Consider the following 20,624-nt stretch of genomic DNA (forward strand, 5'->3'; position numbering starts at 1 on the left):
TGGTCAGGACGGTGCGGCCCCATCGCCTGCTCAAGCGGATGTTCTTCCTTGGCTGGCCAGTGCCATCCTGATACCGTCCGCATAGGAAGTCTTGCTGATCGGCCCGATCAATTGCTGAAGCGCCGAATCATCCATGATCACCGGCTGCGTCTGCAGATAGTGCATCTCCACCAGTTCGCGCATCATCGGATTGAACAATCCGACGATGCGCAGCATGGTCTTTCCCGCCACGCGCTTCTTCAGCTTGCGTCCGGTCTGCCTTTCCATTTCTTCCACCAGTGCCTGTTGCGACGTCACCCCGGCACCGGCCAGGTGCCAGATCCTGCCGAAGGCCGCAGGCGTGCTGATCAGCCTGGCCACGACCGGTCCGACATCGGGCACGAAGACGAACTCGTGCGGACGATCCAGTGGCCCTATCATGTCTGCTGTGCCACCCTGTGCCGCAGCCTTGATCGCACCGTGCAGGAAGCTGGCTTCGACGCCGGGGCCGTAGAAATCCGGCAGACGCAGCACGCGAAAGGATCTGAATTGAAGGAGGTCCTCGAGGCCTGTCCGGAGCTGACTCTCGACGAGCGAATTGAGCACCTGACGAATCGTTGCTTCATCAGGTGCGTCAAGCCGCATGATGACCTGTTGCCGTACGATGATCGATTTCAGAAAATAGTCATCTAGAAACCGTTTCGGCCAGAGGAAGACTTGATTGATACCACTCCGAGTGGAGGCTCTGGTCGGCGTCAATGTTTCCGAACATGTCGACAGGTTCGCTGCGGCAGGTTTGAATAGCCATCGCGATACGGAGCAGTGGCCACGTATGTCCTGAATGCCCGCCATTGCAGTAGGCAGACATCACCAACACATGATTGAAAATGAACAGCAACCGAAAATCAATGGAGACCTCCAGCAAATTCCTGAGCCTGGTACTCCGCCACAAGCCCGAAGAGATCGGCCTTCAACTGGATCCCGCCAGCTGGGCAGACGTAGATGAACTGATTCGATTGGCCAACGCTCACGCCAATGGTCTGAGCTTCGACCGCCCCTTGGTCGAAGCCATCGTTGCGAGCAGCGACAAGAAACGTTTTGCACTGAGCCCCGATGGCCAACGGATTCGCGCCAATCAAGGCCATTCCGTCGAGATTGCGCTTGGACTGCCACCCAGCGTGCCGCCGGACGTGCTGTATCACGGTACGGCGACGCGCTTTCTGGAATCCATTCACGCCCGCGGACTGCATGCAGGATCCCGCCAGCATGTGCATCTGTCCGCCAGTCCTGAGGTGGCAAGGCAAGTCGGCAGCCGGCATGGCAAGCCGGTCGTGCTTGTGGTCGATGCAAGGAAGATGGCCGCAGCGGGAAGCGTGTTCCATATCGCCGATAACGCTGTCTGGCTGACCGATTCCGTGCCTGTCATTTACTTGCGCGAGCTGGCCGATAACGCTCACGCCGGCATGGAAAACGAATCCGGCGTGAAGTGAGCATTGCGTTGTTCAACGGGACGGTGGTGGATCACTACGCCGCCACCACCGCCTCCAGCTCCTTGCCCCGGGTCTCCGGCAAGATCAGGCAAGCCACGATCACCAGCCCATAACACCCCGCCGCAATCCACCCGATGGTCTGCCCCAGCGGCAGGCTGTTGCTGAGATAGCCCACCAGCGCCGGGCAGATCGCCCCGACCGCACGCCCGAAGTTGTAGCAGAATCCTTGTCCCGAACCGCGCACATCGCTGGGAAACAGTTCAGATAGATAAGCTCCCATCCCCGAAAAAATCCCCGACAGGAAAAACCCCAGCACGAAGCCCAGCGCCAGCATCCACGCATCGGTAATGATCAGCTGCGTATAGCTCAGCACCAGCACGATCCCCATGGCCGCAAACAGCATGAAACAGCGGCGGCGGCCGATGGTGTCCGACAGCCAGGCCGAGGTCAGGTAGCCACAGAAGGACCCGCCGATCAGCACCAGCAGATAGGTACTCGTGCCCAGCACCGACAGGTGGCGTTCGGTCTTCAGGAAGGTCGGCAGCCAGGTCGTCACCGAGTAATACGCACCCTGCATGCCGGTCGCCAGGAGGCTGGCCAGCAGCGTCGTGCGCAGCAGGTCGCGATGGAAAATGCGCAGGAAGTTGCCGCGCTGGCCGCTCTCGCGCAGCCGGGCCTGGGTCGCCAGATAGACCTCCGGTTCGCTGATGGCGCGGCGGATGTAGAGCGTCAGCAGGGCCGGCAGCACGCCGATCCAGAACAGCACCTTCCACGCCGTCTCCGGCGGCAGCACCGCATAGACGCCCCAGAACGCCAGCGCCGAAGCCGCCCAGCCCACCGCCCAGCTGCTCTGCACCAGGCCAGAAGCCTTTCCGCGATGGCGGGCCGAGATGGTCTCGGCGATCAGCACCGAGCCCACGGCCCATTCGCCACCCATGCCGAAGCCCTGCATCGCACGGGTAAAGAACAGTTCAGCAAAGGAAGTGGTGAAGCCCGAGAGGAAGGTGAAGAGCGCAAACCACAGCACCGTCCATTGCAGCACGCGCACTCGCCCATAGCGGTCGGCCAGCACGCCTGCGGCCCAGCCGCCGATGGCCGAGGTCAGCAGGGCGCCGGTGGCGATGTAGCCCGCTTCGGCCTTGCTCATGCTCCACGCGGCCAAGAGCGTGGGGATGAGGAAGGTGTAGATCATGTAATCAAAACCATCCACCGCATAGCCGGTAAAGGTTGCCGTGAGCGTGCGTCGCTCGGATGTCGTTGTCTCTTGCAGCCACATGATGATCCCCGTAATGAATGTATGTAAATCACTGACGTGCGGCATCGCTGGTCGCGTGCAAGAAGCATGCGGCCATCGATGAAAAAACGGTAGGGCGGCAGCAGGCGCTAGGCCTGCGCGTCGAGCAGCAGTTCGCTGTTGAGCTTGTCGGTCACCAGCATGTAGCCAGGTGCATGGGTGATGCAGAATTCGGGCCGGGCGGCGACGATGGCGGCTTGCGGCGTGACCCCGCAGGCCCAGAACACCGGCAGCTCATCGGCGTGGATGTCCACCGCTTCGCCATAGTCGGGCTGGCGGATATCGGCAATGCCGATCAGGGCCGGGTCGCCGATGTGGATCGGTGCGCCATGCACCTGCGGCGTGCGCGCGGTGATCTGGATGGCGCGGATGGCATCGGCGGCCTTGAGCGGCCGCATCGAGACGACTGTCGGTCCCTGGAACACGCCCACCGGCTGCGTGGGAATATTGGTGCGGTACATGGCCACGTTGCGCCCCTCGCTCACGTGGCGCAGCGGGATGCCGGCGGCCAGCAGCGCATGTTCGAAGGAGAAGGAACAGCCCAGCGCAAACGTGACCAGGTCGTCGCGCCACACCGCGCGCAGGTCGTTCACCTCGGCCACGCGTTCGCCGTCACGCCACAGGTGATAGCGCGGCACGTCGCTGCGCACGTCCAGGTCCAGGCCCAGTGCAGGCAGGGCGGGCGAGCCCGGCGTGGAGACCGCCAGCAAGGGACAGGGGATGGGATTGCGTTCGCAGAAGGTGAGAAAATCATCGGCCAGCGCGGCTGGCAGGATCGCCAGGTTGACCTGCACATGGGCACTGGCAACACCGCTGGTGTGGCCGGTGAAGGCGCCGCTGCGGGCCGCCAGCCGCACATCGAGCGCGCTGGAGGCAGCCGACAGCGCAGGCGCTGGTGCGGGATGGATCGGTACGGCGGGCAAGGCGGTGGCAGTCTCTGGCATGGCGGTCTCCTTCTTGGAATGGAGCCGATGTTAGGAGCGTGCCGGGACAGCGTCCAACAAAAAATTTATATCTTTTGTTATCGATTTTTTCGATGAGGACAACGGAAATTTCACTGTAGCGATTTCCGTGCCAGTGGCTCATTTTTCGGTGGCGCGGCCTTTGCCTTGTGTGCGGCGAGCATGCTCCAATGCCGAATCGAGCACGAGTTCGGCCAGGCTGGAACTGGGGTCTTCGCGATAGCTGGCGTGGATCTGCAAGGGTGGGAGCGTGGCCTCGCAGCGCAGGATGCGCAAGGGAAGACGACGCGTGAGTTCGCGCACCGAGGCGCGCGGCAGGGTGGCCACACCGAAGCCGCCTTCGACCAGCTGCACCATGGCGGAGATGGAAGAGATGGCATGCACGCGCGGTTCGATCACGCCCCATTCCTGGCACAGCTGCAGCACTCCCTGGTGCGGCTGCGAGCCGCGCTGGAAGGTGATGAGGTCGTGCGCGGCCAGTTCATCCAGCGTATGCGAACGCGTACCGAAGCGTTCGCGGTGGCCCACGAAGACCATTTCCATCGGCGTCATCAGGCGTGAGCGCACCGCCGTGTCGCTGCCCACGGTGGAGGTGAAGACCAGGTCCTGGGCGCCGCGCCGGATCTGCTCGGTCAGCACTGGGGAGGTTTCCACGGTGAGTTCCAGCGCGAAATCGGGATAGCGGCTGCGGATTTCCTGCAGCCAGGCGGGCAGCCAGCTGTGCACCACCGACTCGATGCTGCCGATGCGCAGCAGCAGCGGGCCGGCGCTGTTGCCGCCGAGTTCCTGGCGGATCTGGCGCTGCATGTCGAGCAGTTTCACGGCCAGCCGCTGGAAGCGCTGCCCGGCCACGGTGAGGCGAAACTGTTTCTCGCGGCGATCCAGCAGCACCACGCCCAGTTCTTCTTCCAGCGAGGCGATGCGGCTGGACATGGTCGATTGCGTGATGTGGAGCTTTTCGGCGGCGCGGGTGATGCTCTTGAGCGAGGCGGCCCAGTGGAAGGCCTCGACGAAACGCAGGTTCATGAGTGCTCGGCGGTGAAGTGGATGGCTTGGCGCAATGCGCTGCGTAGCCTACCAGATGCCCGCAGGCCAATGCGCTTGTTCGGAAACGGCGACCCATGCCGAATTTTCTTGCGCACCGCACCAATTTTCCCGCCGCTTGACACAATCCTCCCCCATACCTATCCTCACCCCCGATTGGTCTTACCTTTTGTCGCCCGCAATCGCCGGGCTGGCGGGCCAGGCCGGCACTGCCGCGACGGCAGCGATTCACCCTACAGGCAAATACCCAGAGAGCATGTCCTTCGACCCCATCGTCCAGAAATCCATTTCCGAGCAGGTAGCCCAGCGGCTGCTGACCATGATCCGCAGCGGTCTATTGAAACCCGACCAGCAACTGCCGCCCGAGCGCGAGCTGGCGGCCATGCTGGGCGTGGGCCGTCCTGCCGTGCGCGAGGCCATTCGCGGGCTGGCATTGCTGGGCCTGCTGCGCATCCGCCAGGGCGAGGGCACCTTCGTCAGTTCGCTGGAAACGCGCGAGCTGCTGGAGCCGCTGGAAATGATCATCGATCTCAACCCCGGCACGCTCGAGGCGCTGTTCGATGCCCGTCTCATCATCGAAACCGGCGTGGCCGCACTGGCCGCCACCCATATCGAGGACGCCGAACTGGCGCGTTTGGCGCGCAACGTGGAGGATGAGGCGCGGCTGCTGTCGGACCCGGCCGCCTTCTCGGCAGCGGATGTGGAATTCCACGAGGCCATCATCGAGGCCTGCAACAATCCCTTCCTGCAAAGCGTCGCCGGCAGTCTCTACATGCTGGGCAAGAAGAGCCGTTCCATCACCTCGCGCATCCCCTCCACGCTGGAACGCAGCCTGCAGGACCACCGCGACATCCTGGCTGCCCTGAAGGCGCGCAATCCGCACCAGGCTTCCGAGGCCATGCGCAATCACCTGCTGCGGGTGCGCGATGCCTATCGCAGCGCCGGACGCAGCCAGAACGAATCGGTCCACGACTGAGTCTGTCCGTACCATCCAACGCAGGAAGCGCCGCCGTTGCTGCCGGGCTGGTCCCGCAGCATTCCACAACGGTGGCGTGGCAGCACAGCCGCAGCATGGCCTGCGGCGCCCCTTACAAGAAGCGATACCGGCAAGGCGCACAGGGCCGCCTGTTGATGCAGCATTTCTACAAGCCGGACAGGCAGGATCTTTCCTTATCAATCGATTGCAGGAGAACAGCATGCTGGATCTGGCAGGTAAAGTCGTCTTCATCAGCGGTGCGAGCACCGGTATCGGCGCGGCCGCCGCGCGCGCCTTCGCAGCACGTGGCGCGCACGTGGTGGTCCACTACAACAGTTCGAAGGAAGAGGCAGAGGCCGTAGCCGCAGAAGTGCGCGCCGCCGGCAGCAAGGCCGTCACCATCGGCGCGGATGTGCGCGATACGGCGGCCATCAACGCCGCCATCACCAAGGCCGTGGAACAGATGGGCCGCATCGACGTACTCATCAACAACGCCGGCGCACTGGTCAAGCGGGCCCCGCTGGAATCGGTCACCGATGAACTCTTCGACGAGATCATCAACATCAACGCCCGCTCGGTGGTAGCCTTCACGCGTGCGGTCATTCCCGTCATGCGCGGCCAGGGCGGCGGCAACATCATCAACGTGACCTCGGTGGCAGCACGCCATGGCGGCGGCCCTGGTGCGCTGATCTACGCGGCGTCCAAGGGCTTCGTCAGTACCATCACGCGCGGCATGGCCAAGGAATTGCTGGCCGACAAGATCCGCGTCAACGCGGTGGCACCGGGCGTGATCATGACGCCGTTCCAGGAACGCTTCACCACCCCGGAACAGCTGGAGGGCTTCCGCAAGACCATCCCCATGGGCCGCATCGGCGAGCCGGACGAATGCAGCGGCGCTTTCCTCTACCTCGCCTCGGACCAGATGTCGGGCTACGTGACCGGACAGATCATCGACGTCAACGGCGGCCAGTACATGCCGTAACCTGCGAGGCCGCGCCCTGCCGGTTCTGGCATGGCTCTTGCGGGCAGGAAGGGATCATGCGCCACGATCCTTTCCTGCCCGTTTCCGCTTCTGCCGCCCTGGCCCCGCCAGGCGGCCTGCTGCGCGACAAGCTGGCACTGCTGCTGGACTCCACCGGCGAGGGCATCTACGGTATCGACCTCGAGGGGCGCTGCACCTTCATCAACCGCGCCGGTGCGGCGATGCTGGGTTATGCGCCGGCAGACGTGCTGGGCCACAACATGCACGAACTGGTGCATCACAGCCATGAGCACGGCGGCCATTACCCCGAGGCCGAGTGCCCGATCCTGAAGGCCTTCCGCAAGGGCGAGTCCTGCCGCGTCGACCAGGAAGTGTTCTGGCGCGCCGATGGCAGCTGCTTTGCGACCGAATATTCTTCCTACCAGATCATCGATGGCGGCCAGGTGCGCGGGGCGGTGATTGCCTTCAGCGATATCTCCAAGCGGCGCCAGGCCGAGGAACAGTTGCAGCGCGCCAAGGCCGAACTGGAGGTGCGCGTGGCCGAGCGCACCCGCGAGCTGTCGGCTGCGCTGCGCCAGGTGCGGCAATTGTCGGCGCATGCGCATTCGGTGCGCGAGGATGAGCGCACCCGCATCGCCCGCGAAATCCACGACGAACTGGGCAGCCTGCTGGTCGCGCTGAAACTGGACGTGAACTGGATGGCCAAGCGCGTCACGGATCTCGATCCGGTGGCCCGCAAGTGCGAGGCCATGAGCCGCCTGATCGAAACGGCGGTCGACAACGTGGGACGCATCATCACCGACCTGCGCCCCAGCATCCTCGATCACCAGGGCCTGATCGCCGCGCTGGAATGGCAGGTGCAGGAATTCTCCGAAGCCACCGAATTGCCCTGCGAGGTCGAGTTCGATATCGCGCCGGAAGCCTTCGTGCCGGATGGCGCCAAGGCCACGGCGGCGTTTCGCATCTTCCAGGAAATGCTCTCCAACGTGGCGCGCCACGCGCAGGCCACGCAGGTGCGTATCGCGGTCCACCTCACCCCGGCAGAACTGCGCATGGAAGTGGAAGACGATGGCGTGGGCACGCCCCGCGCCGCGCAGGAAGCGGCCACGTCTTATGGGGTGATGGGCATGCGCGAGCGCGCCTTGCACTTCGGTGGCGCACTGAGCATTGCTGGTGCGCGGTTTGCACCAGGGCACGGCAGGCCGGGGACGCTGGTCTGCCTGCGCCTGCCCCATCACGCCAGCCGGGAGGCCTCGTGAGCCGCCCCGGCGACAACATCCGCATCCTGCTCTGCGACGACCATCGCATCGTGCGCGAGGGCTTGAAGCAGATCCTGGCCGACACGCCCGACATCGAGGTTGCCGCCGAATGCGCCAGCGGCCCCGAGGTGCTGCACAGTGCGCGGGTCGAGGCGATCGACCTGGTGCTGCTGGACATCGCCATCCCCCAGCAGGACGGGCTGGACGTGCTGCGCCAGATCAAGCAGGAGATGCCGCGCCTGCCGGTGCTGATGCTGTCCACCTATCCCGAGAAACAATACGCGGCCCGCTGCTACAAGCTGGGCGCAGCGGGTTATCTCAACAAGAGTACTGACCCCGAGCAACTGGTGGAAGCCATCCGCAAGGCCGCTGGCGGTGGCCTTTACGTGAGCGCGCAGATGGCCGAGACGCTGGCCTCCGGCCTGGCCCAGCGCGCCACGGCCCCGCAGCGTGCCGCGCATGAGAGCCTGTCGCACCGCGAATACCAGGTCTTCCAGTTGATCGCCGCCGGGCGCAGCGTCAAGGAAATCGCCGACCAGCTGGAGCTGAGCCCCAATACGGTGAGCACTTACCGCAGCCGCATCCTGGAGAAGACCGGCGCTTCCAATGATGTGGGTATCGCCATGTATGCGGTGCGGCACCAGTTGTTGCCGGTGTGAGCATTTCTCTCCTGGTGTCGTCATTTTGCAGCGCGTTTTCGTCATTCTGACGATGTGATCGACGTTGCTTGTAGTGGCAGCACTACAAGATGTCGTGCGTCCATGACGTAATGCAGCGGGCTGGCAAATCCCTTGCAGGTAGTGCAGGTGAACGCAGCAACTCACCTGACACTCACCAAACGGGGGATTTATGCCGGACGCACCAGAGACCAATCTGTTCCACACCTATGATGCCGAACGCGCCGGGCAGGGCTGTTCCTGCGGCCGCCACGGCAGCCAGCAGCAGCACGAGGCCGATGTGCTGGCCGAGCAGCAGCGCCTGCAGCGCGGCCGCGATGTGGAAACCCTGACCAATGACGTGGTGGAAGAGACGCTGATGCGTTCGCTCTTCCCGCGCGTGGCCGAACGCCGTGATTTCCTGCGGGCGGTGGGCAAGAATGCGGCACGGGCGGCCATTGCCAGCGTGTTGCCGCTGGGCTCGCTGCAGGCCATGGCGCAGGAAAAGAATGGCGCGCTGGAAAAGAAGGACCTCAAGATCGGCTTCATCGCCATCACCTGTGCGGCGCCGCTCATCATGGCCGATCCGCTGGGCTTCTATCGCAAGCAGGGCTTGAACGTGTCGCTCAACAAGACGGCCGGCTGGGCGCTGATCCGCGACAAGATGATCAACAAGGAACACGACGCCTCGCACTTCCTCTCGCCCATGCCGATGGCCATGTCCATGGGCGTGGGCAGCAATGCCACGCAGATGCGCGTGGCCACCATCCAGAACATCAACGGCCAGGCCATCACGCTGCATGCCAAGCACAAGGACAAGCGCGATCCCAAACAATGGAAGGGCTTCAAGTTCGCCGTCCCCTTCGAATATTCGATGCACAATTTCCTGCTGCGCTACTACCTGGCCGAGCACGGACTGGACCCGGACCGCGACGTGCAGATCCGCGTGACGCCGCCGCCGGAGATGGTGGCCAACCTGCGTGCCGGCAACATCGACGGTTTCCTCGGGCCGGACCCGTTCAACCAGCGCGCGGTCTATGACGAAGTCGGTTTCATTCATATCCTCTCCAAGGAGATCTGGGACGGACACCCGTGCTGCGCCTTCGGCACCTCCGAAGAGTTCATCAAGCAGAATCCCAATACCTTCGCCGCGCTGTTCCGTGCCGTGCTGACCGCGGCGGCCATGGCGCGCGATCCGGCCAACCGCTCGCTGGTAGCCAAGGTGATCTCGCCGCCGGCCTATCTGAACCAGCCGGAGACGGTGGTGGAGCAGGTGCTCACCGGCCGCTTCGCCGATGGCCTGGGCAACGTCAAGAACGTGCCGGGCCGTGCCGATTTCGATCCGGTGCCCTGGGATTCGATGGGGGTGTGGATCCTCACGCAGATGAAGCGCTGGGGCTACATCAAGGGCGACCTCGACTACAAGGCCATCGCCGAAAAGGTACTGCTGCTGACTGAGGCCAAGAAGCACATGAAGGAGCTGGGCCAGCCGGTGCCGGAGGGGGCCTACCGCAAGTATTCCATCATGGGCAAGGAGTTCGATGCCAACAAGGCCGACGCCTACGTGAACAGCTTCGCCATCAAGAGGAGCGCGTGATGCCGGCCCAGCATCTCGGCTGGCGCGCCGCGCTCATTTCCCTGCTGCTGCTGGCCGCACTGCTGATGGTGTGGCACCTGGCCACGCTGCCCAAGGAGAGCGCCGCCAGTGCCGCCCAGGACGAATACGCCAAGCTGATGGGCAAGAGCAGCGGCGCGGCCAAGCGGGATGGCTTCCCGGGCCTGGCGCAGATGGGCGAGACCATCCGCAAGGAACTGAGCAATCCCTTCTACGACAACGGTCCCAATGACAAGGGCATCGGCATCCAGCTGGCCTATTCGCTGGGCCGGGTCGGGCTGGGGTTTGCGATTGCGGCGGTGGTGGCGGTGCCGCTGGGCTTCCTGCTGGGGATGTCGCCGCTGATGCAGCGGGCGCTCAATCCCTTCATCCAGATCTTGAAGCCCATTTCCCCGCTGGCCTGGATGCCGCTGGCGCTCTACACCATCAAGGACTCTTCGGTGTCGGGTGTGTTCGTGATCTTCATCTGCTCGGTCTGGCCGATGCTGATGAACACCGCCTTCGGCGTGGCCTCGGTGCGGCGCGACTGGTTGAACGTGGCCAAGACCCTGGAGGTGGCACCGCTGCGGCGCGCCTTCCTGGTGATCCTGCCGGCGGCGGCACCGACCATCCTGACCGGCATGCGCATCTCCATGGGCATCGCCTGGCTGGTGATCGTGGCCGCCGAGATGCTGGTGGGCGGGACCGGCATCGGCTACTTCGTCTGGAATGAATGGAACAACCTGTCGCTGACCAGCGTGATCTTCGCCATCCTGGTCATCGGTGTGACCGGCATGGTGCTGGACCTGATCTTCGCGCGGCTGCAGAAGTGGGTCACCTATGTCGAATGAAGGGAGCAGCAGCATGGATCACAATTTCCTGAGCGTGCAGGGCCTGGGCAAGCGTTATGCAGCGGGTGCGCCGCCGGTGTTCGAGCAGGTCTCCTTCGGTATCGATCGCGGCGAGTTCGTCTGCGTCATCGGGCACTCGGGCTGTGGCAAGACCACCATCCTCAACGTGCTGGCCGGGCTGGAGGCGGCCAGCGAGGGCGTGGTCATCATGGACCAGCGCGAGGTCAAGGGGCCGAGCCTGGATCGTGGCGTGGTGTTCCAGAGCCACGCCCTCATGCCCTGGTTCAGCGTGCTGGGCAATGTGGTGTTCGCAGTGCGCTCGCGCTGGCCCGACTGGCCGCTTGCCAAGGCCGAGGAGCATGCGCGCCGCTTCATCGAGATGGTCGGCTTGAAGGGCGCTGAACATAAAAAGCCCTCCGAGCTCTCGGGCGGCATGAAGCAGCGCGTGGGCATTGCGCGCGCCTTCTCCATCGAGCCCAAGATGCTGCTCATGGATGAGCCCTTCGGTGCGCTCGATGCCTTGACCCGTGGCGTGGTGCAGGACGAGTTGCTGAAGATCTGCGCGGCCACGCACCAGACCGTGTTCATGATTACCCACGATGTGGATGAAGCGATCCTGCTGGCCGACAAGATCTTCCTCATGTCCAACGGCCCGCAGGCCTGCATCGCCGAGGTGGTCATCAATACCCTGCCCAAGAACCGCACGCGCGAAGGCATGCACCACGATCCGCAGTTCTATCGCATTCGCAATCACCTGGTTGATTTCCTGGTGCATCGTTCGCGCCAGATCCAGGCGGCGCAGGCCAGCGGTGCGGCACGCCTGCCGACCCGCATCGTCATGCCGGGGCTGGAGCAGGCGGCCGCCTGAAGGCGAGGGGCAGGGTGAGCTGCCATTTCGTCAGTTTATATCGTCGTTTTGCAGCATCGTTTCGTCAGGATCGATGACGCGCACTACACAGTGTCATCGGTTTTCATTTTTCGTCCACCACAAGGAGAGAGCGCATGGACCGCAACCAAGTCACCCAGAAGATCGTCACCGCCAAGGTCAGCAAGAAGATGACCTGGGCCCAGATCGCCGAACGCGTCGGCCAGAGCAAGGAGTGGACTACCGCCGCCATGCTGGGCCAGATGACCCTGACCGCCAAGCAGGCCGCGGCGGCCCAGGAGCTGTTCGAACTGACCGATGAAGAAACGCTGTGGCTGCAGATCGTGCCCTACAAGGGCTCGCTGCCGACCCCGGTGCCGACCGATCCGCTGATCTATCGCTGGTACGAGATCGTCAGTGTCTATGGCAGCACCATCAAGGAGCTGATCCACGAGGAGTTTGGCGACGGCATCATGAGCGCCATCGACTTCAAGATGGATATCCAGCGCCAGGCCGATCCCAATGGCGATCGCGTCAACGTGATGCTGTCGGGCAAGTTCCTGCCGTACAAGACCTATTGAGTCACATCGGGTTACAAGCGCGGCGATGCAAAGGCGGAATGCGCGGCTAGAATAGCGCGCATGCTCAAAGACAAGAAACTCTCCGCCTATGCGCCCTCGGCCACCCGCATCCGGGCGCGCTTCGTGGCCATCTCGTGGCGCGATCTCGCCGTCAGCTTCGGTCCCATCATCCTGCTGATCCTGATCGGCGCGTGGCTGGTGATCTGGCTGATCCGGCCGGCGCCGCCGTCTTCCATCACCATTGCCGCCGGTCCCAAGGACAGCAATTTCTGGCGCGTGGCCGAACGCTACAAGGCGCTGCTGGCGCGCGACGGCATCCGGCTGGATATCGTCGAGACCGGGGGCTCGCTGGACAACCTGAAGCGCCTGGCTGATCCGGACCAGAACGTCGATGTCGGTTTCGTGCAGGGTGGCCTGGCCGGTGCAGTTCCGGCCGAATCCCTGGGCCCGCTGGTGTCGCTGGGCAGCATCTCCTATGTGCCGGTGTCGGTGTATTACCGGGTCCCGCCGCCGCGTGAGGATGGTCGCCCGGTGCCGCCACTGCGCCAGTTGTCGGAGCTGGCGGGCAAGCGTATTGCCATCGGCGGGCAGGGCAGTGGCTCCAGCGTCTTGGCCGCCACGCTCTTGAAAGCCAATGGCGTGGAGCCGGGCGGCAAAACCGAGCTGTTGAACATCGGTGGCGATGAGGCCGCGCAGGCGCTGACCAGCGGCAAGATCGATGCCGCCTTCCTGATGGGTGATTCGGTCTCGGTGGCGACCATGGGCAAGCTCTTGCGCGCGCCCGGCATCCGGCTGCTGGATTTCTCGCAGGCCGATGCCTACGTGCGGCGCTTCCGCTACCTCAATACCCTCAAGATGCCCATGGGCGTGTTCGACCTGGCGCATAACCTGCCGGCGCGCGATACGCAGTTGATCGCGCCCACGGCCGAGCTGGTGGCGCGCGAGGACCTGCACCCGGCGCTCTCGGACCTGCTCATCGCAGCGGCCCGCGAGGTGCACGGCAAGGCCAACGTGATGCAGAAGGCCGGGGAATTCCCGGCCCCGCTGGAGCATGAATATCCGATCAGCGATGATGCGGCGCGCTACTACAAGTCCGGCAAGACCTTCTTCTACCGCACCTTGCCGTTCTGGATGGCCAGCCTGGTGGACCGCGCGGTGGTGATCGTGCTGCCGGTGATCCTGCTGTTGATCCCGGGCATTCGCCTGGTGCCGATGCTCTATGGCTGGCGGGTGCGTTCGCGCATCTACCGCTGGTATGGCGAGCTGATCGCGCTGGAACGCGGGCTCTCGCGCGAGTCGCCGGAGGAGCAGGCCGAGATGCTCAAGCGCCTGGATGAGATCGAGATTGCGGTCAATCGCATGAAGATGCCGCTGGCCTTTGCCGACCAGTTCTACGTGCTGCGGGAGCATATCGGCTTCGTGCGGGCCCGGCTGGCGGCCGGTGTGGCCTGAGCGCCACACGCTCGCGGGCTGGCAAGGGCAGGCTGGTGGAGGCTGTTGTATGCTCGCCATGGCGCAACCAGTACTGTATAAAAAATACTGTGTATTCATACAGTACTATGCTAAAGTGAAGCCTCCTATCGACAAGAAGAGGAATCGCTGCCATGACCCACTTTGATCTTGCTTCCGACGCTCGCTTCGCTGTTGCATCGTCCACCCCGTCTTCGCTGGCCATCCGCCTGGGTCGCCGCGAAATCTTCATCTGCCGTGATACCTACGTGCGCCGTTACCGGGTCAATCCGGTGATCGAGTGCAGCGCGGGCATCGAGCCCGGCCACGTGGAAATCCTGTTGTTGCGCCGCTGGCTGGTGGTGCTGTCGAAGGCGCGCGGCTGATGCGGCGTGCGCTTGACTGGTTGGTGGTGGATGCGCTGGGGAGGGCGGCCGGCGTCGATCAGCCCGGCTTGCCGGTGGCCCCGGGGGCGCTGCCTGCAGCAGCAGAGGGTGCCGCTGCCAATGACGATTCCATGTTCGCAAACGTCACCAAATGCGTCACATCCAGGCTGATCCCTATCCATTCCCCGACCGCATGATCGTGATGCGAGGGCACCAGCGACAGGAGTTGCTGGCCGTTCTCCAGTTGGAGGGTGTAGAGGAATTCCGCGCCCCGGAATGATTTGCGCACCACCCTCGCCTTGAAGGGGGACGCGTCGTCGTGCATGACGTCGTCGGCCCGCAGCAAGACATCGACCTGCGCCGCCTGTGCCTCCTTCCCGCCTGATACCGGCAGGCCGCGCAACAGTCCTGCTGCGGTCTGGACGGTGATCTCACCTTGAACCTTTGCCTCCGCTTCCGCTTGCACCTCGCCGCGCAGCAACACCCCATGTCCGATGAAATCCGCCGCAAAGCGGGTGGCTGGACGATGGTAGAGCGCGTAAGGCGTATCCCACTGTTCCAATCGGCCGTGCCGCATCACGCCCACCACATCGGCCACCGCAAAGGCTTCCAGCTGATCGTGGGTGACCATCAGGGCGGTGGTGCCGGTGCGTTTGAGGATGTCGCGCACGTCGTGCGCCAGGCGTTCGCGCAGTTCCACGTCCAGGCTGGAAAACGGTTCATCCAGCAACAGCAGGCGCGGCTGCGGCGCCAGCGCGCGCGCCAGGGCAATGCGCTGCTGCTGGCCGCCGGACAGCTGGTGCGGGAATTTGCTGCCCGCTTCGGGCAGGCCGACCAGGGCCAGCATCTGCGTGACGATCTGTTCCCGCTGCGCACGCGCCATGCCGCGCAGACCGAAGCCGATATTGGCCGCCACATCCAGATGCGGAAACAGCGCGAAATCCTGGAACACCATCCCGATGCGCCGCGCCTCGGCCGGCACGCGCACGCCATCGCCTTCCAGCAATGTTCCGTCTAACCGGATACGGCCTGATTGCGCCGGTTCCAGGCCGGCCACGGCACGCAGCAGGCTGGTCTTGCCGCTGCCGGAGGGACCGATCAGGGCGCCCAGTTCGCCCGGCTGCAGGCGCAGCGAGACGGCATCGACGGCAGCTTGGGCGCTGCGGGGATAACGGATACTGACGTGATCGACTTCCAGAAACATGGGCAGGCTCGATGAAATGGTTACAATTCGCGTTTGTCTCGGAGTGCGCAGTGTAGCGCATGGACCGCTGACTTCCCTTGGCAATTCTTTATTTGGCCGTTCCTGTTTATGCACATCATCGGTTTGCTCGCTGTCCTGATCGCCTTGCCGCTCTTCGGCATCCTCGCTGCCTGGTTCGGGCTGGATGCGGCCGGCATCGACAACCTGCGCCAGCAGATGCAGACCGTGTTGCCCGGCTACCTGGCCACCTCCGGCTGGCTGGCGCTAATGGTGCCGCTGGGCGTGGTCCTCGTCGGCGGCGCGGCGGCGGTGACGGTGAGCCTGTTCGAGTTTCGCGGACGGCGCTGGCTGTCCTGGGCGCTGCTCTTGCCGATGGCCATGCCGGCCTACGTGTCGGCCTATGCCTATACCGATTTCCTGCAATATGCGGGCGCCGTGCAGAGCACGCTGCGCGGCTGGTTCCCGGGTTGGCGCATGGATGTGCGCGGCTTGCCGGGGGCGGTGTGCATGTTCGTCTTCACGCTCTACCCCTATGCCTACCTGCTGGCGCGCAATGCGCTCTCCGAGCGCGGCATGCACCTGATGGAGGCCGCGCGCATGCTGGGCACGCCGCTGTCCGAACGCATCCGCCGCGTGGCCTTGCCGCTGGCGCGTCCGGCACTGGCGGCCGGGGCGGCGCTGGCGCTCATGGAGACGCTGGCCGATTACGGTGTCTCGGCCTACTTCGGCCTGACCACCTTCACCACCGGCATCTACAAGGCCTGGGTGGTATTGGATGACCGCATCGGCGCCGCCCAGTACGCTTCGCTGCTGCTGCTTTTCGTGTCGGTCTTGCTGTGGCTGGAGCGGCGCGAGCAGGGCCGCATGCGCTTTGCCGCCACACGCGGTGCGCGCGGCAGCGAGGGCGCCGAGGCGCGCCTGCCGCACTTGTCCGGCGCGCAGACGCTGGCGGCCTGGGCGGTATGCGGCTTGCCGGTGCTGCTGGGGTTCGTGCTGCCGGTGGCGATCCTGCTGCAATTGTGGGCCGGGCAGTGGGGCAGCGGCGACGCCGCCATGCCCGCCTTCGACCTGGCCCGCTATGCCGGCTGGGTGTGGAACAGTTTCCGCTTCGGCGGCATGGCGGCGCTGGCGGCCATCGTGCTGGCGCTGGGCCTGTGCTTCGCGCTGCGCGGCGCGCACCTGCCGCGCCTGCAGGGGCTGGTGCTGCGCCTGACCGCGCGGCTGGCGGGCATGGGTTATGCCATTCCCGGCTCGGTCATCGCAGTCGGCATCCTGCTGCCGGTGGCCTGGCTGCAGGCGCTGTGGCCGGCTGCCGGCCTGGGCGTGCTGCTCACGGCCAGCTCGCTCGGCGTGATCTATGCGTATCTGGTACGCTTCACGGCGGTTGCGGTGCAGTCGGTGGAGTCCGGCTACACGCGCATTCCGGCCAGCCTCGATGAAGCGGCGCGCACGCTCGGCAGTTCGCGCGCAGTCATTGCCTGGCGCCTGCACATGCCGCTGTTGTGGCGGTCGCTGGCGGTGGCGGCACTGATGGTGTTCGTCGATGTGGTCAAGGAGTTGCCGGCGACCTTGCTGCTGCGTCCCTTCGATACCGATACCCTGGCCGTGATCGCGCACAACCTGGCGCGCGACGAGCGCCTGGGCGAGGCAGCCTTGCCGGCGCTGTCCATCGTGCTGGTGGGGCTGGCACCGGTACTGCTGGTGATGCGGGCGCTCGATGGCCGGCGCCGTGCGGACTTGCAAAGCGCGCTTCCGCCCGCATAACGCAAAGACGCAAAGACCAACAATGGGCGTAGCCAGGGGGCTGCGGCCACTCTCTGGAGAAACCATGAGCCAATACGATTACGACCTCTTCACCATCGGCGGCGGTTCCGGTGGCGTGCGCGCAGCGCGCTTCGCCGGCCAGGCCGGGGCCCGCGTCGGGCTGGCCGAGAAGGGCGATCTGGGCGGCACCTGCGTCAACGTCGGCTGCATCCCCAAGAAGCTGATGTCCTACAGCGCCCATTTCCACGAGGATTTCGCCGACGCCGCCGGTTACGGCTGGACCCTGCACAGCGCACCCACCTTCGACTGGTCCGCCCTGATCGCCAACAAGGACCGCGAGATCACGCACCTGAACGGCATCTACCAGCGCCTGCTCGATGGTGCCAACGTGAGCCTGCATCGCGGCTTTGCGACGGTGGAAGATGCGCATACCGTCAATGTCGACGGCAAGCGCTTCACCGCCCGCCACATCCTGGTGGCCACTGGCGGCCATCCCGACAAGCCGCAGATTCCGGGCAGCGAGCTGGGCATCACTTCGGACGATTTCTTCCACCTCAAGGGCCTGCCGAAACGCGCGGTGGTGCTGGGCGGTGGCTATATCGCGGTGGAGCTGGCGTCCATCCTCAATGGCCTGGGCAGCGACGTGACGCTGGTGTATCGCCGCGAGCGCCTGTTGCGCAACATGGATGCCGACCTGGGCATCCACCTGGCCGATGAAATGGCCAAGAAGGGTATCCGCCTGGTCTTCGATGCCAGCATTGCTGCCATCGAAGCGCCCCATGCCGGTGAAGACAGCGTCAAGCAGGTGCGCCTGACCAACGGCGAAACCGTGGCGGCCGAGTGCGTGCTGTTTGCCACCGGACGTACACCGAATACGCGCGGGCTGGGCCTGGAGAAGGCCGGTGTCGTCTTGAAGGAAAATGGCGCCGTGGTGGTCAATGACAACTTCGAGAGCAACGTGCCATCGATTCACGCCGTGGGCGACGTGATCGACCGCGTGGCCCTGACGCCCGTGGCGCTGGCCGAAGCGATGGTGGTGGTGGCGCGCCTGTTCGGCAAGGGCGAGCGCGTGATGTCCTACCAGAACATTCCGACAGCCGTATTCAGTCATCCCAATGTGGGCACCGTGGGACTGACCGAAGAACAGGCGCGAAAGACCCATGGTGAAGTAAAAATCTTCAAGACCGACTTCAAGCCGCTCAAGAACACCCTCTCGCGCAACACCGAGCGCACCTTCATGAAGCTTGTGGTCGATGCACAGACCGACAAGGTGCTCGGGGTGCACATGGTCGGCGGCGATGCGGGCGAGGTGATCCAGGGCTTTGCGGTGGCGCTGCAATGCGGAGCCACCAAGGCGCAGTTCGATACCACCATCGGCATCCATCCGACCTCCGCCGAAGAGTTCGTGACCATGCGCACGCCGGTGGCCTGAGTCCGCATCTTCCGGCTGCAGTCAAAAAAACGGGGATGCATGTGCATCCCCGTTTTGCTTCATGTGACGCGCCACGCGCTCATCGCCACAGCGCATAGCCGATGCGCAGTTGCGGATGATCCTTCTGGTTGTAGGTCAGCAGGCTCTCGCCGTAGCCATAGAAGTAGCTGGCCATCAGGTAGCCGGCCGTGCCCGGCAGCAGGCGCGAGAGCGGGTAGGTGACCTGGGTCTGGGCGCTGTACTTGCCGCCCAGCTTGCCCTTGCGCAGCATCGTGGCGACTTCCACGCCATCGGGCTTGCCGTAGGCCAGCTTCAGGTCCATGTGGCCGCGGTAGTCGCCGATGTCCGGATTGTCGCGGGTGGGGCCGAGATAGGCATAGACCTTGGGGGCGACCTTGAAGTGATAGTCGTTGAGGTTGCCGAAGTTGAAGGTCGGCTCGATGAAGTAGGTATTGATGCTGCGCGAGGCGGTACCGTCGCGGCCATTGGATTCGTGCTCCAGGCCGGTGGCGATGCCGATGCGGCTGAAGACGCGGTTCTGTATGCCCACGTCAGGCAGGGAGTAATACAGGCTGGGACGATAGCTGGTATCGCGGAAGGGCGCCGAGGGGGCCGACAGGTCCCACAGCGAGAACTGGGTGTAGCCCAGGTAGAGATTGTCCAGCAGGCCGCGCGAGCGCGGATCGTCCGGCACGAATACGCGGAACTTGAAACTGAGCTGGAAGCGCGCATTGGTGTCGCCATTGTTGTGGCCCACCGTGAAATACATCGGCTCATTGAAGGAGAGCCGGCGATTGTTGGAGAGGATGTCCTCAGCCGCCGGTGCGCTGTCGACGGGCGATGCATTGGTGCCGGGCGTAAAGACCGTGGCCGAGGGCGCGACCGGGGCGACCGTGCTGCTGGAGTCGGCCAGCGGCGTGTTGATCAGGTCGGGTGATTCCGGCAGGGGCCCCAGCGACGGATCCGGGCGCACCACCGCCACCAGCACCGGCGAGGCATCCATGCCGATCGGTTCGATACGCACCATGCCGCGCAGGCGGCGCGGCAGCTCGCCGCGATAGCGCACCTTGCGGAATTCACCCTGCTTCAGGGTCAGGCTGTCCTCGCCATCCACGCGCTGCAGGGCGATCTGCTGGGGCGGGATCATGTCGGCCGAGGCCGCCACCAGCAAGGTGGCGGGCAAGCGGTAGGTGCGCTGGGCTTGCTCGTCCTCGGACACCAGCAGGGTCAGTTCCAGTGGCTTGGTGGCGTCGATGCGCTTGGGCGGCTGCACCATCGAAATACCGGCATGGGCCGGGGCGGCCAGCCACAGCGGCGCGGCCACGCCGCACAGGGCCAGTGCCACGCGGCGCGACAGGCGCCGGCGCGCGGGCAGGCCATCTTTTTCCGTGGGCGGGCGGAGTCGGGATAAGCTCAGCATAGGTTCCTTGTTGTCGATTTGTTGTGTTTTGTTGTCGTCTTGCAGTCAGTTCCGTGCAGTGCAGAGGGAAGGGCATCCGGGGAGGGCGCCGTGTGCATGCCGGGCTGCCATGCCTGCACTGCAGTCACAACAGATCGGCGGCGCAGCATAAAGTTGCCACAGCATCGATATCTTCTGTCGTTCTGTCCTTCTGCCCATTGAACGGCGTTGACCGAGGCAATTCTGGCCTGATGATGCTTTCGGGGGACATTTGGCAGTGAAATGTTGCTTCTTTGACGCGGGATTTGTGGTTTTTTCGACCATGGATATCAATCTGACAACGGGTATTCCCTGATTGTGTGACAATCTCGCGCCCCCTAAGCTTGATGACAACTCATCCATGTTGCCAAGTTGTTAGCCGGGGCGGGACTTGCCGATGCGCCAACGCATGGGCCAG

Annotated in this window: 18 protein-coding genes and 1 pseudogene; 13 read left to right on the forward strand and 6 right to left on the reverse strand. The window is 64.3% G+C overall.

Features of this window, described 5'->3' with window-relative positions; genetic code table 11:
• Positions 1-30: 30 nt before the first annotated feature.
• Positions 31-549, reverse strand: a pseudogene (locus tag CEJ45_RS09645) (Rossmann-fold NAD(P)-binding domain-containing protein); the annotation flags it as partial.
• A gap of 317 nt (positions 550-866) precedes the next feature.
• On the opposite strand from CEJ45_RS09645, the gene CEJ45_RS09650 reads away from it, so the two are divergent.
• A complete protein-coding gene (locus CEJ45_RS09650; RefSeq protein ID WP_206601742.1) occupies positions 867-1,469 on the forward strand; it encodes an RNA 2'-phosphotransferase in 603 nt (200 codons plus the stop codon).
• 34 nt (positions 1,470-1,503) lie between these two features.
• On the opposite strand, the gene CEJ45_RS09655 is transcribed toward CEJ45_RS09650, so the two are convergent.
• From CEJ45_RS09655 to CEJ45_RS09665, 3 genes are all read right to left on the reverse strand, one after another.
• The gene (locus CEJ45_RS09655; protein WP_088754921.1) at positions 1,504-2,745 is read right to left on the reverse strand and encodes an MFS transporter; all 1,242 of its coding nucleotides are present in this window, start codon (positions 2,743-2,745) and stop codon (positions 1,504-1,506) included.
• A gap of 107 nt (positions 2,746-2,852) precedes the next feature.
• Positions 2,853-3,707, reverse strand: coding sequence for a putative hydro-lyase (locus CEJ45_RS09660; protein WP_088754922.1), 855 nt, complete (start codon positions 3,705-3,707; stop codon positions 2,853-2,855).
• A gap of 138 nt (positions 3,708-3,845) precedes the next feature.
• Entirely contained in the window at positions 3,846-4,751 is a 906-nt protein-coding gene (locus CEJ45_RS09665; protein ID WP_088754923.1) for a LysR family transcriptional regulator, read from the reverse strand.
• A gap of 274 nt (positions 4,752-5,025) precedes the next feature.
• Here CEJ45_RS09665 and CEJ45_RS09670 point away from each other — a divergent pair, with 274 nt between their 5' ends.
• From CEJ45_RS09670 to CEJ45_RS09715, 10 genes are all read left to right on the forward strand, one after another.
• Positions 5,026-5,745 carry a FadR/GntR family transcriptional regulator gene (locus CEJ45_RS09670; protein WP_088754924.1) on the forward strand — a complete coding sequence of 240 codons (720 nt, stop codon included), beginning with the start codon at positions 5,026-5,028 and terminating at the stop codon, positions 5,743-5,745.
• A gap of 220 nt (positions 5,746-5,965) precedes the next feature.
• On the forward strand, positions 5,966-6,727 hold the full coding sequence (locus CEJ45_RS09675; protein ID WP_088754925.1) for an SDR family NAD(P)-dependent oxidoreductase: 762 nt from the start codon (positions 5,966-5,968) through the stop codon (positions 6,725-6,727).
• Positions 6,728-6,783: 56 nt separating this feature from the next.
• Positions 6,784-7,986: a sensor histidine kinase gene (locus tag CEJ45_RS09680; protein WP_088754926.1), complete on the forward strand. Its 1,203-nt coding sequence runs from the start codon at positions 6,784-6,786 to the stop codon at positions 7,984-7,986.
• Positions 7,983-8,645, forward strand: a complete 663-nt coding sequence (locus tag CEJ45_RS09685) for a response regulator (protein ID WP_121045044.1) — start codon at positions 7,983-7,985, stop codon at positions 8,643-8,645. The genes CEJ45_RS09680 and CEJ45_RS09685 overlap by 4 nt, the downstream gene beginning before the upstream one ends.
• 190 nt (positions 8,646-8,835) lie before the next feature.
• Entirely contained in the window at positions 8,836-10,239 is a 1,404-nt protein-coding gene (locus CEJ45_RS09690; RefSeq protein ID WP_088754927.1) for a CmpA/NrtA family ABC transporter substrate-binding protein, read from the forward strand.
• Positions 10,239-11,087, forward strand: coding sequence for a nitrate ABC transporter permease (gene ntrB / locus CEJ45_RS09695; protein ID WP_088754928.1), 849 nt, complete (start codon positions 10,239-10,241; stop codon positions 11,085-11,087). Before CEJ45_RS09690 ends, ntrB begins: the two co-directional genes overlap by 1 nt.
• A 13-nt stretch (positions 11,088-11,100) precedes the next feature.
• The gene (locus CEJ45_RS09700) at positions 11,101-11,955 is read left to right on the forward strand and encodes an ABC transporter ATP-binding protein (RefSeq protein WP_088754929.1); all 855 of its coding nucleotides are present in this window, start codon (positions 11,101-11,103) and stop codon (positions 11,953-11,955) included.
• Between the two features lie 134 nt (positions 11,956-12,089).
• Positions 12,090-12,533: a cyanase gene (gene cynS, locus CEJ45_RS09705; RefSeq protein ID WP_088754930.1), complete on the forward strand. Its 444-nt coding sequence runs from the start codon at positions 12,090-12,092 to the stop codon at positions 12,531-12,533.
• 60 nt (positions 12,534-12,593) lie between these two features.
• Positions 12,594-13,985 (forward strand): TAXI family TRAP transporter solute-binding subunit, encoded by a 1,392-nt coding sequence (locus CEJ45_RS09710; protein WP_088754931.1) that lies wholly within the window; start codon positions 12,594-12,596, stop codon positions 13,983-13,985.
• A 152-nt stretch (positions 13,986-14,137) separates the two neighbouring features.
• Positions 14,138-14,368 carry a hypothetical protein gene (locus CEJ45_RS09715; RefSeq protein ID WP_008330905.1) on the forward strand — a complete coding sequence of 77 codons (231 nt, stop codon included), beginning with the start codon at positions 14,138-14,140 and terminating at the stop codon, positions 14,366-14,368.
• A 58-nt stretch (positions 14,369-14,426) separates the two neighbouring features.
• Here the strand turns inward: CEJ45_RS09715 and CEJ45_RS09720 are convergent, their stop codons facing one another.
• Entirely contained in the window at positions 14,427-15,572 is a 1,146-nt protein-coding gene (locus CEJ45_RS09720; protein ID WP_088754932.1) for an ABC transporter ATP-binding protein, read from the reverse strand.
• Positions 15,573-15,680: 108 nt separating this feature from the next.
• Here CEJ45_RS09720 and CEJ45_RS09725 point away from each other — a divergent pair, with 108 nt between their 5' ends.
• Entirely contained in the window at positions 15,681-17,336 is a 1,656-nt protein-coding gene (locus CEJ45_RS09725; protein ID WP_088754933.1) for an ABC transporter permease, read from the forward strand.
• A gap of 64 nt (positions 17,337-17,400) precedes the next feature.
• A complete protein-coding gene (gene gorA / locus CEJ45_RS09730) occupies positions 17,401-18,768 on the forward strand; it encodes a glutathione-disulfide reductase (protein WP_088754934.1) in 1,368 nt (455 codons plus the stop codon).
• Between the two features lie 79 nt (positions 18,769-18,847).
• On the opposite strand, the gene CEJ45_RS09735 is transcribed toward gorA, so the two are convergent.
• Positions 18,848-20,188, reverse strand: a complete 1,341-nt coding sequence (locus tag CEJ45_RS09735; RefSeq protein WP_241517316.1) for a phospholipase A — start codon at positions 20,186-20,188, stop codon at positions 18,848-18,850.
• Positions 20,189-20,624 lie beyond the last annotated feature (436 nt).

It is taken from the genome of Herbaspirillum aquaticum (genome assembly GCF_002213425.1).
Lineage (GTDB): Bacteria > Pseudomonadota > Gammaproteobacteria > Burkholderiales > Burkholderiaceae_D > Herbaspirillum > Herbaspirillum aquaticum.

What these genes read in the sequence shown, in the direction of transcription:
- CEJ45_RS09720 (WP_088754932.1), bottom strand. Translation starts at nt 15,572, where the DNA reads ATGTTTCTGGAAGTCGATCACGTCAGTATCCGTTATCCCCGCAGCGCC.
- gorA (WP_088754934.1), top strand. Translation starts at nt 17,401, where the DNA reads ATGAGCCAATACGATTACGACCTCTTCACCATCGGCGGCGGTTCCGGT.
- CEJ45_RS09680 (WP_088754926.1), top strand. Translation starts at nt 6,784, where the DNA reads ATGCGCCACGATCCTTTCCTGCCCGTTTCCGCTTCTGCCGCCCTGGCC.
- CEJ45_RS09675 (WP_088754925.1), top strand. Translation starts at nt 5,966, where the DNA reads ATGCTGGATCTGGCAGGTAAAGTCGTCTTCATCAGCGGTGCGAGCACC.
- CEJ45_RS09735 (WP_241517316.1), bottom strand. Translation starts at nt 20,188, where the DNA reads ATGCTGAGCTTATCCCGACTCCGCCCGCCCACGGAAAAAGATGGCCTG.
- CEJ45_RS09660 (WP_088754922.1), bottom strand. Translation starts at nt 3,707, where the DNA reads ATGCCAGAGACTGCCACCGCCTTGCCCGCCGTACCGATCCATCCCGCA.
- CEJ45_RS09700 (WP_088754929.1), top strand. Translation starts at nt 11,101, where the DNA reads ATGGATCACAATTTCCTGAGCGTGCAGGGCCTGGGCAAGCGTTATGCA.
- CEJ45_RS09690 (WP_088754927.1), top strand. Translation starts at nt 8,836, where the DNA reads ATGCCGGACGCACCAGAGACCAATCTGTTCCACACCTATGATGCCGAA.
- cynS (WP_088754930.1), top strand. Translation starts at nt 12,090, where the DNA reads ATGGACCGCAACCAAGTCACCCAGAAGATCGTCACCGCCAAGGTCAGC.
- CEJ45_RS09725 (WP_088754933.1), top strand. Translation starts at nt 15,681, where the DNA reads ATGCACATCATCGGTTTGCTCGCTGTCCTGATCGCCTTGCCGCTCTTC.
- CEJ45_RS09650 (WP_206601742.1), top strand. Translation starts at nt 867, where the DNA reads ATGAACAGCAACCGAAAATCAATGGAGACCTCCAGCAAATTCCTGAGC.
- CEJ45_RS09715 (WP_008330905.1), top strand. Translation starts at nt 14,138, where the DNA reads ATGACCCACTTTGATCTTGCTTCCGACGCTCGCTTCGCTGTTGCATCG.
- CEJ45_RS09665 (WP_088754923.1), bottom strand. Translation starts at nt 4,751, where the DNA reads ATGAACCTGCGTTTCGTCGAGGCCTTCCACTGGGCCGCCTCGCTCAAG.
- CEJ45_RS09670 (WP_088754924.1), top strand. Translation starts at nt 5,026, where the DNA reads ATGTCCTTCGACCCCATCGTCCAGAAATCCATTTCCGAGCAGGTAGCC.
- CEJ45_RS09655 (WP_088754921.1), bottom strand. Translation starts at nt 2,745, where the DNA reads ATGTGGCTGCAAGAGACAACGACATCCGAGCGACGCACGCTCACGGCA.
- CEJ45_RS09710 (WP_088754931.1), top strand. Translation starts at nt 12,594, where the DNA reads ATGCTCAAAGACAAGAAACTCTCCGCCTATGCGCCCTCGGCCACCCGC.
- ntrB (WP_088754928.1), top strand. Translation starts at nt 10,239, where the DNA reads ATGCCGGCCCAGCATCTCGGCTGGCGCGCCGCGCTCATTTCCCTGCTG.